Here is a 13,417-nt window from a genome sequence, read left to right on the forward strand (position 1 = left end):
GACGGAGCCGACAAGGTTTCCACTCGCCGGCGCCGGGAACGGGAGCAGGACATGAGTGAAACGAGAACGTCCGGCGCGGCGCGAGCCGAAGGCGCGCGACTGATCGCGCTTGTCGGCCCTTTTCAGAGCGGCAAGACCAGCCTTTTCGAGTGCCTGCTCGCGCGCTGCGGAGCCGTGCAGCGGCAAGGGCTGGTGCGCGACGGCTCCACCGTCGGCGACGCCTCTCCAGAAGCGCGCGCCCATGCGATGAGCGTCGAATGCAACATCGGCCGCGCCGACTATCTCGGCGATCGCTACACTTTCGTCGATTGTCCCGGCTCGGTCGAATTCACCCATGAGCAACGCCGCGTCCTCGCCGTGGCCGACGCCGCGATCGTCGTCGCCGAATCCGATCCGCGCAAGCTGCCCGCCTTGCAGCTCGTGCTGCGCGCGGTGGAGGAGGCGCGCGTTCCGCATTTTCTGTTCCTCAACAAGATCGACTCCGCCACAGGCAATCTGCGCGACTCGCTCGCCCTGCTGCAATCGGCCTCGCGCACGCCGCTGCTGTTGCGGCAAATCCCGCTTTGGAACAATGGCATTGCGGTCGGCTTCATCGATCTCGCGCTGGAGCGCGCCTATGTCTATCGCGAGCACGCGCCCTCCGAGGTCGTCGCAATGCCCGACGGCAACGCCGTGCTGGAGAAGGAGGCGCGCTATTCCATGTTGGAGCGGCTCGCCGATTACGACGACGCGCTAATGGAGGAGTTGCTCAGCGACATAGAGCCGCCGCGCGACCAGATTTTCGACGATCTCGCCAAGGAGCTGCGCTTCGGCCATGTCGCGCCCGTGTTCATCGGCGCGGCGGAGCGCGGCGCCGGCGTGACGCGGCTGCTGAAAGCGTTGCGCCACGAGGCGCCGAGCGTCGCCGCGACCAGAGCCCGGCTCGGCGTCGCCGATTCAGGCCCCGCCCTCGCCCATGTGTTCCGCTCCGTCCATACGCCGCATGGCGGCAAGCTGTCGCTGGCGCGCGTGCTGCGCGGCTCCTTCTCCGACGGACAGACAGTGATCGGCTCATCCGGCGCGGAGGAGAAGATCAGCGGCGTCTCCTCCATGCTCGGCGCCACGGCGACGCGCCAGGCCAAAGCGGAGGCGGGCGAGACCGTGGCTTTCGGCCGGCTCGACGGCGTCGTAGCGGGCGAGGCTCTGCAGGATGCGCGCGCCGGCGCGCCGCCCGCCCCGGCGCCGCTGGCCGCGCCCCGCCCCGTCTATGCGCTGGCGCTGTCGGTCGGCGATCGCAAGGACGAGATGCGCCTCGCCGCCGCTCTGGCCAAGCTCATCGACGAGGACCCTTCGCTCGTCTTCCTGCATGATCAGGCGCTCGGCGAGATGAAGCTGCTCGGCCAGGGCGAGATGCATATTCGTGTCGCTTTGGAACGCCTCGCGACGCGCTATGGCGTGACCGTCTCCACGCACGGTCCCGCCATCGGCTATAAGGAGACGATCCGCCATCCGGTGAGCGTGCGCGGCCGCCACAAGAAGCAGTCCGGCGGCCATGGGCAATTCGGCGATGTGGTGCTGGAGGTGGCGCCGCGCGCACGTGGCGAAGGCTTCGCTTTCGCCGAGCGCGTCCATGGCGGCACTGTGCCAAAACAATACTTTTCCTCGGTCGAGTCCGGCTGCCGGGACGCGCTGGCGCGCGGGCCGCTCGGCTTTCCGGTCGTCGATGTGGAGGCGGTGCTGGTCGACGGCTCGTATCATAGCGTCGATTCCTCCGACATGGCCTTCCGCACGGCGGCGCGCATCGGCATGATCGAGGCGCTGGGCAGAGCCGAGCCGGTTCTGCTCGAGCCCATGCTCTCCGTGGCGATATTCGCGCCGAGCGAGGCGGTCTCACGCGCGACAGGCATTGTCTCGGCGCGGCGTGGGCAAATATTGGGCTTTGGCCCGCGCCCGGGATGGGAAGGCTGGGACGAGCTCGACGCGCTCATTCCGGAGGCGGAGATCGGCGATCTCATCGTCGAGCTGCGCTCGGCCACCTCGGGCGCCGGATTTTTCGAGGCCGCCTTCGATCATCTGACCGAGGTGGTCGGGCGACAAGCGCATGAGGTCGTGGCCGCGCGCAGCGCTGCGAGCCATTGAGAATGGCGCAGCTTCGACTCGTTTCGGGACGGGTCCTCTGTGGCGCGGTTCTTGATCGGCACAGGTGACGACGAAACATTGTCTCATTTTGACAATGTTCGCATTTGGTCCCATCCGATTGGCGGATCGAAGGCGAGCGGGCGCGCCCTGCAAACCGGAGATAGCGGCGGTCCATACTGGAATGAATAAATGCAGGCTGAGACCGCGACGGAATTCGTGACTCTTCGGTCGCGGAGCGAGCGGCTGTCGCGCCCTTCGGGAATAGAGGGCGCAGGAGATTTGCCGTGGGGCACGCATTTCTGCCAGTTCTTCGATGATGTCGACGATCTCCTCGACATTGTCGCGCCCTATTTCGCGGCCGGTCTCGCGGCCAATGAGCGCTGCATCTGGGTCGCCTCGCCGCCGCTGACTGTCGCCGCCGCCAAGACGCGCCTGGCGACGCTGGTTCCCGATCTCGAGGCCGATCTCACGCTGGGGCGCATCGACATCCTCTCCCCGGAAGAATGGTATCTTCGCGCCGGCCAGCTGGACGAGAACCGGCTGCTGGACGATTGGCGCTCGGCCCATGACTCGGCGCTGCGCGCCGGTTTCGACGGATTGCGCGCCAGCGGCAACGCCTTCGAGGTGGACGCCACGGACTGGTCGATCTTCATGACCTATGAGAACGGGCTCGCCGCCTTGCACGGCTCCGTGCGCATGCTGACGCTCTGCTCCTATTCGCTGCGGCTGATCGGCGCGCCGGAGATCGTCGAGGTGATCGCCCGGCACGAATTCGCGCTGATCCGCCGCGGCGGCCGCTGGAAGACGATCAAGAGCCTCGACTATGAGCGCGCGCGCAAGGCGCTGCGGCAGAGCGAAGAGCATTTCCGCCTGCTGGCCGAGGGCGCGCCGGCTTCGGCGATCTTCTCGCTGGACCGGCAAGAGCGCATCGTCGCCTGGAGCGAGGCGGCCGAACGCATTACCGGCTGGAGCCGCGATGAAATTTTGGGGCGCCGCCTGTCGATCCTTCATTCATCCGACACGCAGGAGGAGCTCGGCGCTCTCGTGGCGCGCAGCGTCGTCAAGCGCCAGGAGCCGCGCCGGCGCCGGGACGGCTCGATCTTTCCCGCCGAGGAGCTGATCGCCCCGCTGCGCGACGACTCCGACAATCTCTATGGCTATGCGGTGATGCTCAGCGATCTCAGCGAGAGATCGCGCGCCGAGCAGGAACGCCGCGCGAGCGAGGCGCGTCTGCGCGCGATCGTCGAAGGCGCGGTCGACGCGATCGTCATCATCGACGGCGAGGGCGTCATTCACGCCGTGAATTCCGCGGCGACGCGGCTCTTTGGCCATGAGGCGGCGGAGGCGATCGGACGCCCGGTCGATATTCTATTTCCGGAGCCGTTCCACGACCCTCGTTTCGCGACGCTGGGCGCCGACGGGGCCGCGCCCGCCGAGGCGGAGCCCGAGCGCATCGGCCGCCGCAAGGATGGCTCGCTGTTTCCGCTGGAGCTCTCCGTCAGCGAGGCGGCGCATGACGGCGAGCGGCTGCTCGTGCTGTTCCTGCGCGATCTCACCGACCGCCGCCGGGCGGAGGCGCAGATGCGCAAGCTGCGCGCCGACCGGCTCGATCTGATGGCGCAAATGGCGGCGAATGTCGCCCATGAGATCAATCAGCCGCTCTCGGCGATCTCCACCTATCTCAGCGCCGCACGCCGCGTGCTGCGACGCGCCGAGACCGCGACCGCCGATCTCGAGCCGATTCTCGACAGCGCCGTCGCCCAAGTGACGCGCGCGGCGCAGATCATCAGCCATTTGCGCGGCTTCGTGACGCGCGCCGAGCCGGACAAGACGCTGCAGAGGCTGCACGACATCATCCGCGACGCCTGCGCCTTCACCGATATGGCGCGCAACCATGTCAAGGTCGTCACCACGCTCGATCTCGCGGCGGAGGATGACGCGGTGATCGTCGATCGCGTGCAGATTCGGCAGGTGCTGGTCAATCTGAAGCGCAATGCGCTGGAGGCCATGCAGGGCTCCGAGAAGCGCGAGCTCGTCATCTCGACCCGAATCGACGAGAGCGGCATGATCCGCGTCGATATCGTGGACACGGGCGCGGGCCTCGCCGATGAAGTGGCGGATGAGCTGTTCGAGCCCTTCACCTCGACGAAGAAGCACGCGCTCGGCGTCGGCCTCGCGGTCTCGCGCGCGATCGTGGAGGCGCATTACGGGAAGCTGTGGGCGGAGCAGAACCCCGGCGGCGGCGCGCGTCTGAGCTTCACTCTGCCGCTAGTCGATGATCGGCTGGAGGAGCCGGCCGAAGAGTGATCGGCGCTAGAGTGATTCCGGTTCAGATTGAACCGGGAGCGAATTCTGATCGATCGAACGATACCGTTCGATCGGAACGCGCTCTAGGGCGGCGATCCGCGGCTCTCACAGACGGAAAACGCCCCGAGCCCCTCATCCTCGCCTTCTCCCCGCGCGGGGAGAAGGAAGAAGACGAATATGGCGCGAGGCGATCTCGAGGCGCGCCCGAGCGCTCCCGTCAGGCCAGATACTGGCCGCCATTGATGGTCAGCGTCGAGCCGGTGATGAAGCCGGCGTCGTCCGAAGCGAGGAACACCACGGCGCGCGCGATCTCCTCCGGCTCGCCGAGGCGGCCGACGGCGATATAGGGGATGATGTGCTTGTCGAGCACGTCCTGCGGCACGGCCTTCACCATCTCCGTGGCGATATAGCCGGGCGCGATGGCGTTGACGGTGATGCCCTTGGAGGCGCTCTCCTGCGCCAGCGCCTTGACGAAGCCGATGTCGCCGGCCTTGGAGGCGGAATAGTTCGTCTGACCGGCCTGGCCCTTCTGGCCATTGATCGACGAGATGACGATGATGCGGCCGAAGCCACGGTCACGCATGCCGTTGATGACAGGGCGGGTGACGTTGAACAGCGAGTTGAGGTTGGTGTCGATCACCGCGCGCCACTGCGCCAGCTCCATCTTATGGAACAGACGGTCCTTGGTGATGCCGGCGTTGTTCACGAGCACATCGACCCCGCCCAGATCCTTCTCGATCTGCGCAATGGCGGCGGCGCTGGCGTCATAGTCCGACACGTCGAACTTATAGACCGGAATGCCGGTCTCCGCCTTGAACTTGTTCGCCGCCTCGTCATTGCCGGCGTAGGTCGCGGCGACATTATAGCCCGCAGCCTTCAACGCCTTGGAAATCGCCTCGCCGATGCCGCGCGTGCCGCCCGTCACAACCGCTGTTCTGCCCACCTCGTCCTCCTTCATCGAATTTTCAAAGAATTGGACCGCGAGCCTCTCAGGCGCGCGGTCCTTTTATATTTAGCGCTCGATCGTCAGGGCGACGCCCATGCCGCCGCCGATGCAGAGCGTGGCGAGGCCGCGCTTGCCGCCGCGGCGTCCGAGCTCATAGAGCAGCGTCGTCAGAATGCGCGCGCCCGAGGCGCCGATCGGATGGCCGATGGCGATGGCGCCGCCATTGACGTTGACGATCGCCGGATCCCAGCCGAGATCCTTGTTCACGGCCAGAGCCTGCGCGGCGAAAGCCTCATTGGCCTCGATGAGATCGAGGTCGGAGATTTTCCAGCCGGCCTTCTCCAGCGCCTTGCGCGAGGCAGGGATCGGGCCGGAACCCATGAGCGACGGATCGACGCCGGCGGTCGCCCAGGAGGCGATGCGGGCGAGCGGCGTGAGGCCGCGCTTGGCCGCTTCCGCCGCCGTCATGATGACGAGCGCCGCCGCGCCGTCATTGAGGCCGGAGGCGTTGGCCGCCGTCACCGTGCCGTCCTTGGTGAAGGCCGGCTTCAGCTTGGCGACGCCCTCGAGCGTCACGCCATGCTTGATGTATTCGTCCTGATCGACGATCACATCGCCCTTGCGGGAGGAGACGGTGAAGGGGACGATCTCGTCCTTGAACTTGCCGGCCTTCTGCGCCGCCTCGGCCTTGTTCTGCGAGGCGACGGCGAAAGCGTCCTGCTCAGCGCGGCTGATCTGCCACTTGGCCGCGACATTCTCCGCCGTGATGCCCATGTGGTAATTGTTGAAGGCGTCGGTGAGGCCGTCGACGATCATCGTGTCGACGAACTTCACATCGCCCATCTTGGTGCCGGCGCGCATGTGAGCGGAATGCTGCGACAGCGACATGGACTCCTGGCCGCCGGCGACGATGATGCTCGCGTCGCCCGACTGAATCTGCTGAGCGGCGAGCGCCACGGCGCGCAGGCCCGAGCCGCACACCTGATTAATGCCGAAAGCGGTCTTGTCCTGCGGCACGCCCGCCTTGATGGCGGCCTGACGCGCGGGGTTCTGTCCCTGCGCCGCGCCGAGGACCTGACCCAGGATCACCTCGTCGACGTCGGCGGCCTCCAATTTGGCGCGCTCGATAGCGGCCTTGACAGCGACCGCGCCCAATTCATGGGCGGGCGTTGAACCGAAAGCTCCGTTGAACGATCCCACAGCAGTGCGCGCCGCGGAAACGATCACGATCTCCGTCGTCATATCGTTCTCCTGATTGGTCGGGCTGGCGCCGGCGGACGCCGCTCGCGCACGTTGAGCATTTTGAGTCGCGGCTCGTCAAGCGCCGGACGCGGGCATCGTTGACGCGGCGCGTCAATTCTTCGGGCGGCGGAGGCCGAATTCGGCGGCGAGCCGCTCCAATTCACCCGTCTCGATCTCTGCGAGGCCGGGCTCGAGCAGCGCCCGCAGGCCGAGACCACGCAGCCGATCGACGAAGCCGACCGCCGCAGGATCATCCGCCTCTCGCCCGAAATAGGCGGCGACGCGGCGCGTCAACCCCTGCGCATGGGCGGCGAGGACGGGTCGCAGCTCATCCTCCTCGCTCGCGCCCAGAACGATGGCGAGAAAGAAGCGCATCCGCCCGCGTCCGAGCATGAGATTGCGCAGCGTGTCGAAAAGCTCGTCGGCCTCCTCGGCGGCGCCCGCGCGCTCGGCGCGATCATGCGAGGCCTGCAGCAGAGCGACGAAGAGATCGGCCTTGCGCGGGAAATAATAAGTGAGATGCGACTGCCGCACGCCCGCGGCCTTGGCGACGCGCGGCTGGGTCAGCGCCTCGACGCCGTCCTTTTCGACGATATCGAGCGCGGCGTTCAATATCCGCCGTCTGACGCTGATTTCCGCCGTCACTGCCGATCTTTCCGAGCCCGATGCCGGCTCCCTACCAAAAACCTGCTCGTCTGGGCAATGCGGCGGCGCGCCCTCGCCATCCCTTTCGCATGGGGCCGAGCTTTCGTCGTGGGACGCTTGCCAAACTTGTATTGGTAACTTACCAATAATTTTCGACGATCGAAATGGGGGGCGAGATGAGTTTTTTTCGGAGAGCCGGATGCGGCGCGGCGCTTTTTTCTCTCCTCCTCGGCGCGAACGTCGCCGTCGCGGCGGCCGGCGATGACGAAGCAGCCGTGAAACATCTCCTCATGCAGACCTTCGACCGTCCCGACTCGCCGCTCGCCGTCGAGCCGATCGTCATCGACGGCGACGTCGCCATCGCCGATTGGGCGCAGGGCGAGCAAGGCGGCCGCGCGCTGCTGCGCCGCAAGGACGGCAAATGGGAGATCTCGCTCTGCGCCGGCGACGCGCTGAAGCAGAGCGCCTCGCTCGAAAAGCTCGGCCTCGCGCGGCCCCGCGCCGAGGCGCTGGCCGCTTCGCTGGCGACGGCGGAGCGCCGTCTCTCCCCCGCCCTGCTCGAGCGCATGTCGCGATTCGACGGCGTGGTCGCTGTGGACGCCGCCGGCGGCCATACGCCGCTCGACCCGCATCATCGCCCGATTCCATGACGTCGCTCAGCCGACGTGCGCTGCTCGCCGGAACGAGCCTTCTCGCCGCCGCGCCCGCTCTCGCCGGCGCCGAGACGCAATTCCGCACTCTCTCGGTCGAGCAGAGCGGCGCCGGCGAGCCTCTTGTGCTGATCCCAGGCCTCGCCTGCGGCGCCTGGGCGCTGGAGGAGATCGCCCGCCGGCTTTCCCCGCGCTTCTCGATTCACGCGCTGACGCTGCCGGGCTTCGACGGCCGCCCGCCGATCGAGGCGCCGATGATCCCGCGCATTTGCGCCGATATCGCGGCCTATGTGGCCGCTCTGAAGCGGCCGCTCCTCGTCGGCCATAGCCTCGGCGCCTTCATCGCGCTGAAGACCGCGGCGGCGCATCCCAAGCTGTTCGGCGGAATTGTCACTCTGGATGGCTATCCGGTCTTCCCCGCCCTCGCCGGCGCGACGGCCGAGGAGCGCGCAGGCACAGCGCAGCGCCTCGCCGCGCAATTTGCCGTCGGCGCCGGCGATCCTGCCCGCTTTCGAGAGACGCTGCGCGGCTTTCTCGCCGCGCGCATGAACGATTCGCGGCAGGCCGAGCGTTTCGCCGAGCGCGCCGCGCGCAGCGATCCCGCCGCGACCGCCGCTTATGTCATCGAGATGCTGTCGGCCGATCTGCGGCCGGAACTCACGCGGCTCGACGCGCCTCTGCTCGCTCTGGCGGCGACCGATTCCTACCTCGCCGGCCGCAGCGAAGAAGAGATATCGGCCTTTTACGCCAATCTTCTCGCCAAGGCGCCGAAAGCCTCGGTCCTGCTCTTGCGCGAGGCCCGCCATTTCGTCGCCGTCGATCGTCCGGATGTCGTCGCCGCAGCGATCGATTCCTTCGCCGCCGGCCTGCGCCTCGGACGCGCCTGACTGTGTCCTCGCGGTCACAACCCTCGGAAATCTCCGTTGCGAGCAGCCGCAGGCGGCCGCTTCGGCTTGCCTCGCGACTATTGGTCAGTTACCAAGAAAACGAAAGCGGAACCGAGCGACGGTTCGCGCGGCGCGAGAGGCGAATGAACCAGGCGAAGCGGATGATCGAAGCAGGCCGAGGAGCGGCGCGCCGCTCGCACGCGCTCGCGACGATCCTCGCCGTTCTTCCGCTGCTGCTGCAATTGCTGTTCGCCGCGGCGCCTTTCGCCCACGCGACGAATGCGCGGGCGGAAATCGCGCTCGCCGCGCCCGATTGCGCGACGCAGGACCATCGCCAGGCGCCCACCGGCGAAGGCGCGCATTCGCATTGCTGCCTGCTCTGCGAATGGAGCCTGCGCGACGGCGTCGCCGTCATCGGCTCCTTCATCGTCACGGCTCTGGGCGCCGACGCGCATGCGACGCCGATCCGCGCGACCGCAGATCGCCCGCGACCTGCGCCGATCGGCTGGACGACATCCTGGTCGTCACGGGCGCCGCCACTTTTCTCCTGACAGCAACGCCATGCGGCGAAAGCCGCGTTCCGACTTGGCTTCGAACGGCGCGACGCCGTCTCAGGAGAAACTCTATGTATCGCAGCCTTCTTTCGCGCGGCGTCGCCGCCGGCGCGCTTCTTCTCGCGGCTCCCGCAGCCTTTGCGCAATCGGCGCTGCCGCCGATCGACATCGGCTCCGATGCGCGCTCCGCCAATGCGGCGCCGCAGACGGGCTCGCTCACCGCTCCCTCGGTCGCGGAGCAAAAGCGCCGCATCGAGCAGACTGTCGGCTCGGTCGCTTTCGTCGACGCCGCCTCGCCGGAAATGCAGACGCGCCATATCGCCGATCTGCGCGACGCGCTGAAGGACGTTCCCGGCGTCTTCGTCGATACGCGCTACGGGCAAGAGCTGCGCCTCTCCATGCGCGGCTCCAATCTCACGCGCGATTATCATCTGCGCGGCTTCGAGCTGCTGCAGGACGGCATACCGATGAACTATGCCGACGGCGGCGGCGATTTCTACGAGATCGACCCCAAATATTTCCGCTCGATCGAGGTCTATAAGGGCGGCAACGCGCTCTCCTTCGGCTCCTCGACATTGGGCGGCGCGATCAATTTCGTCTCGCCCACCGCGCGCACGGCGCTCGCGCCCAACATGCTCGCGATCGACGGCGGCAGCTTCGGCTCCATTCGCGGACAGGCGCAGGTGTCGCGCGTCATCGGCGACTTTGATTTCCTCGTCAACGGAACCTTCTCGCATTCGGACGGGTTCCGCACCCATTCGCAATCCGATTATGTGCAGATCAACGGCAATATCGGCTATCGCTTCTCCAACAACATCGAGACGCGCTTCTACTTCGGCGTCTATGACACAAATCAGCAATTGCCCGGCACGCTGACGCTCAATAATGCGCGCAGCAATCCGACGCTCGCGACGCTGCCCTATATCGCCGGCTTCGGCGCGGATGGTTTCGGCGCCGATCAGGCGCGCAATGTCCGCAACCAGCGCATCTCCAACAAAACGACATTCGAGACAGACATCGGCCGCATCGACGTCGACAGCTGGTTCATCCACAATTACCTCTATCATCCGATCTTCGTCGTCATCGAGCAGGAAGGCGAGAGCTGGGGCTTCGCTCCGAAGCTGACGACGAAATTCGAGATCGCCGGCCATAAGAACGAGCTGACCGTCGGCGGGCGCGTGTGGGGCGGCGGCTCCACCGATAATTGGTATTCCAATTACAATGGCGCGAAGTTCAATCCCTATGGCGCGCTACCGGCGAATTTCGCCAATGCGGCCTATTCCTTCCCGCCCTATTCCTTCAACGGCCTCGCGCAATTCGGCGCCGCGGGCACCTGCTTCGGCTTTTGCGGAACCTTCATCAATCCGGGGCTGAGCGCGCAGATCCGCAACAATCGCATGGCGGCGCTCAATCTCGAGGCCTATTTCGAGGATCGCTTCTATATCGCGCCGCAGCTCGCTCTGATGTTCGGCGCAAAAATCTTCAGCGACGATCGGCGCTATTCCGTGATCGGCGGCATTCCCTATGAGCCGCTCGCCAATCACACGGAAAAGAATTATCGCGGCGTCGTGCCCAAGGTCGGACTAATGTTCCAGCCGACGCCGGAGATTCAATTCTTCGCCGATATGACCGGCAGCCGCGACGTTCCCGATTTCATCGATCTGACGCAGGGCTTTTTCCCGCCGACGCCGGGCGCCTCCTTCACGCCGCTCGCTTCGCAAAAGGCCTGGACCGGCGAGATCGGCTCGCGCGGCAAATGGGATCGCTTCTCCTGGGACGTGACTTTCTATCACACCGAGCTGCAGGACGAGCTGCTGAAGTTCAGCACCAATCCCGGCGCGGGCGTGCCGGCGACGACCTTCAACGCCAAGCGCACCATGCATCAGGGCGTCGAGCTCGCCGCAAGCGTCGATCTGTGGCGCAACATCACTGCGCCCGATGATGTGCTGAAGCTCAGCCAAGTCTGGACATGGAGCGACTTCCGTTTCGTTGGCGACGCCAATTACGGAAACAATCCGCTGGCCGGCGTTCCGCGCCATGTGCTGCGCACGACGCTCTCCTACAGCCGGCCCGACGGGCTCTATGTCGCACCGTCGATCGATTGGGTTCCGGAAGGTTCTTACGTCGATTACATGCACACGCTGCAGACGCCCGGCTATGTGCTGCTCGGCGTTCAGGCGGGCATGAAGCTGCCCTATGGGCTCACCTTCTATATCGATGCGCGCAATCTCGCCGATCGCCACTACATCAGCGATGTGACGACGATCATCGACGCGCGCGCGTCGAACCCCGCGGCCTTTTATCCGGGCTATGGCCGCGCGGTCTACGCCGGGATGAAATGGGCGTTTTGAGTCTCGATGCGCGAAGCGATCCATTGGTGTCGCTTCGCGTATTCCTCTAATCGGCGCGAACGCAACCAAGCGCATGCAACACGATCGGCGCCTCACTCCATTGCGCAGAAAGCTGTTCGATGGCGGAGGAAATCGTCGTCTTCACGTCTTCGGTCACGCGCCACGATTCATTCACGTCATCGAAATACGACAAAGCTTTCAACGTAATCATCGCGGGGACCGCCGGACCGAACAAGGATTTGACGGCGGCGAGGCCATGCGCGAGGCTCTGACCTATCGCCAGCATAGCGGCAATGTCCTGATAGTCTTTTCCCTCTGCGCGATCGTGAATCACTTTCACTTTCAGCTTTACGGGCTCGTCGTCCCGTGAAACGCTCACGGTCAATGTATTCCTCTCGCTTTGCAGCACGGAAACCCTGCCGAATTTCTGCAGCACTGCAAGAAGCGCGCCCTTGGCGTCATCGTCGAGCGGAACGTCGGAGAAAAAATCGAAATCGACCGACGTGCGATGCCCGAGACGAAGCGCGATCGCGGTGCCGCCGTAGAGCGCATAATGGCGTGGTATCCGTGCGAGCAGTGGCCAGAGACCACGTTGCGGCGCGGGCAGCGCGTCGAGCAGAGGCGTCAGCATTGGCGCTCCATCACGCGAATCTCTTGCGCGCTTTCGGCGGCGCGCCCGGCCGGCCCAATCGATAATGCCAGAACGCCAGCGATCGGCTGGAGATCGCGCCCGGCGGCGGCGATTCGAGCACATCGACGAACAGCTCTGGCCCGATCAGCTCGAGCAGCTCATTGGCGTCCTCCCAGACGCCGAGCTCCATCACATTCACGACGAGGCCTCGCAAGCCGCTCGAGACGACGATCTCCGGCGGCGTGCCCCAAACATATTTCGCCGCCAGACGAAGCGTCGCGTCGACTCGCTCTGTCGCGCCCATTTTCGAAAATCCTTTCGGCGTCGCAGAAAAGCTAGCATCAGGACTGCGCGATGTCAGCATCGGCGGCGCCGCTGCTCGATGACAGACCGAGCGTCACGCCCTAGATTTGCGACAGGCTCGCCTCGGATCACGCCCCATGCCGCAGCAACGCTCCTGGCCGTTCTTCCCTTCGCTGCCGCATGCCATGCTGCGCTATGACGTCGCGGCCGGGCTGACGCTCGCGGCGATCGCCATACCGGAGCAGATGGCCACGGCGCGGCTCGCGGGCTTTCCGCCGCAGATCGGCTTTTTCGCTTTTCTCGCCGGCTCGCTCGCCTTCGCGGCTTTCGGCTCCAACCGCTTCCTCTCCTCCGGCGCGGATTCGACGATCGCGCCGATCTTCGCCGGCGCTCTGGCGCTGCTGGCGACGCGCGGCTCGCCGCAATTCATGGCGCTCGCCTCCTTCCTCGCTCTGCTGGTCGGCGGCATTCTCATTCTCGGCTTTCTGCTGCGCGCCGGCTGGATCGCCGATCTCCTCTCCGTTCCGGTAACGACGGGCTTTCTCGCCGGCATCTCGATTCACATTTTGATCTCGCAGCTTCCCGCGCTGCTGGGCCTGCCGAGCGTCGAGGGCAGCGAATTCTATCGCGTCGCCGAAATGGCGAAGCATTGGCGTGAGGCGAATCCCGCGGCCATCGCCATCGGTCTTGACGTGCCCCCGAAGTTTCATCCAGCGGCGAGTTGAGTCCCGGCGGTTGATACGCCCGCGGGCGTGGGGTGAGCAACAGGCGATCGGCGGAGCT

11 protein-coding genes and 1 pseudogene are annotated in these 13,417 nt (G+C 65.8%); 7 read left to right on the plus strand and 5 right to left on the minus strand.

The genetic code is table 11. The features are described 5' to 3' along the window. Positions 1–51 precede the first annotated feature (51 nt). Both EDE12_RS11005 and EDE12_RS11010 read left to right on the plus strand, forming a co-directional pair. Complete coding sequence (locus EDE12_RS11005) at positions 52–2,118, plus strand: elongation factor G (RefSeq protein ID WP_026599037.1); 2,067 nt, start codon at positions 52–54, stop codon at positions 2,116–2,118. A gap of 189 nt (positions 2,119–2,307) precedes the next feature. Continuing rightward, positions 2,308–4,425, plus strand: a complete 2,118-nt coding sequence (locus tag EDE12_RS11010; protein ID WP_024880586.1) for a PAS domain S-box protein — start codon at positions 2,308–2,310, stop codon at positions 4,423–4,425. 217 nt (positions 4,426–4,642) lie between these two features. Here EDE12_RS11010 and phbB read toward each other — a convergent pair whose 3' ends face one another. From phbB to EDE12_RS11025, 3 genes are all read right to left on the minus strand, one after another. Beyond that, positions 4,643–5,368 (minus strand): acetoacetyl-CoA reductase, encoded by a 726-nt coding sequence (gene phbB / locus EDE12_RS11015; protein WP_026599038.1) that lies wholly within the window; start codon positions 5,366–5,368, stop codon positions 4,643–4,645. Between the two features lie 69 nt (positions 5,369–5,437). Beyond that, positions 5,438–6,613, minus strand: a complete 1,176-nt coding sequence (locus EDE12_RS11020; RefSeq protein ID WP_026599039.1) for an acetyl-CoA C-acetyltransferase — start codon at positions 6,611–6,613, stop codon at positions 5,438–5,440. Between the two features lie 111 nt (positions 6,614–6,724). After that, complete coding sequence (locus tag EDE12_RS11025; RefSeq protein WP_026599040.1) at positions 6,725–7,258, minus strand: TetR/AcrR family transcriptional regulator; 534 nt, start codon at positions 7,256–7,258, stop codon at positions 6,725–6,727. A gap of 275 nt (positions 7,259–7,533) precedes the next feature. On the opposite strand from EDE12_RS11025, the gene EDE12_RS11030 reads away from it, so the two are divergent. From EDE12_RS11030 to EDE12_RS11045, 4 genes are all read left to right on the plus strand, one after another. Then, positions 7,534–7,908, plus strand: coding sequence for a copper uptake system-associated protein (locus tag EDE12_RS11030; RefSeq protein WP_245267345.1), 375 nt, complete (start codon positions 7,534–7,536; stop codon positions 7,906–7,908). Further along, positions 7,905–8,795: an alpha/beta hydrolase gene (locus EDE12_RS11035; RefSeq protein WP_026599041.1), complete on the plus strand. Its 891-nt coding sequence runs from the start codon at positions 7,905–7,907 to the stop codon at positions 8,793–8,795. The genes EDE12_RS11030 and EDE12_RS11035 overlap by 4 nt, the downstream gene beginning before the upstream one ends. A gap of 143 nt (positions 8,796–8,938) precedes the next feature. Further along, entirely contained in the window at positions 8,939–9,346 is a 408-nt protein-coding gene (locus EDE12_RS11040) for a hypothetical protein (RefSeq protein WP_026599042.1), read from the plus strand. A gap of 74 nt (positions 9,347–9,420) precedes the next feature. Beyond that, positions 9,421–11,700 (plus strand): TonB-dependent receptor, encoded by a 2,280-nt coding sequence (locus tag EDE12_RS11045; RefSeq protein WP_026599043.1) that lies wholly within the window; start codon positions 9,421–9,423, stop codon positions 11,698–11,700. Between the two features lie 46 nt (positions 11,701–11,746). Here EDE12_RS11045 and EDE12_RS11050 read toward each other — a convergent pair whose 3' ends face one another. Next, positions 11,747–12,331 carry a nucleotidyl transferase AbiEii/AbiGii toxin family protein gene (locus EDE12_RS11050; protein WP_051592511.1) on the minus strand — a complete coding sequence of 195 codons (585 nt, stop codon included), beginning with the start codon at positions 12,329–12,331 and terminating at the stop codon, positions 11,747–11,749. Positions 12,332–12,341: 10 nt separating this feature from the next. Further along, complete coding sequence (locus tag EDE12_RS11055; RefSeq protein WP_024880595.1) at positions 12,342–12,635, minus strand: hypothetical protein; 294 nt, start codon at positions 12,633–12,635, stop codon at positions 12,342–12,344. Positions 12,636–12,819: 184 nt separating this feature from the next. Here EDE12_RS11055 and EDE12_RS11060 point away from each other — a divergent pair. Beyond that, positions 12,820–13,323, plus strand: a pseudogene (locus EDE12_RS11060) (SulP family inorganic anion transporter); the annotation flags it as partial. Positions 13,324–13,417: the final 94 nt, after the last annotated feature.

This window comes from Methylosinus sp. sav-2, assembly GCF_004366495.1.
Taxonomy (GTDB): domain Bacteria; phylum Pseudomonadota; class Alphaproteobacteria; order Rhizobiales; family Beijerinckiaceae; genus Methylosinus.

Excerpts from the sequence above, each read along its gene's own strand:
- EDE12_RS11005 (WP_026599037.1), top strand. The coding sequence starts at position 52 with ATGAGTGAAACGAGAACGTCCGGCGCGGCGCGAGCCGAAGGCGCGCGA.
- EDE12_RS11010 (WP_024880586.1), top strand. The coding sequence starts at position 2,308 with ATGCAGGCTGAGACCGCGACGGAATTCGTGACTCTTCGGTCGCGGAGC.
- EDE12_RS11020 (WP_026599039.1), bottom strand. The coding sequence starts at position 6,613 with ATGACGACGGAGATCGTGATCGTTTCCGCGGCGCGCACTGCTGTGGGA.
- EDE12_RS11035 (WP_026599041.1), top strand. The coding sequence starts at position 7,905 with ATGACGTCGCTCAGCCGACGTGCGCTGCTCGCCGGAACGAGCCTTCTC.
- EDE12_RS11040 (WP_026599042.1), top strand. The coding sequence starts at position 8,939 with ATGAACCAGGCGAAGCGGATGATCGAAGCAGGCCGAGGAGCGGCGCGC.
- EDE12_RS11045 (WP_026599043.1), top strand. The coding sequence starts at position 9,421 with ATGTATCGCAGCCTTCTTTCGCGCGGCGTCGCCGCCGGCGCGCTTCTT.
- EDE12_RS11050 (WP_051592511.1), bottom strand. The coding sequence starts at position 12,331 with ATGCTGACGCCTCTGCTCGACGCGCTGCCCGCGCCGCAACGTGGTCTC.
- EDE12_RS11055 (WP_024880595.1), bottom strand. The coding sequence starts at position 12,635 with ATGGGCGCGACAGAGCGAGTCGACGCGACGCTTCGTCTGGCGGCGAAA.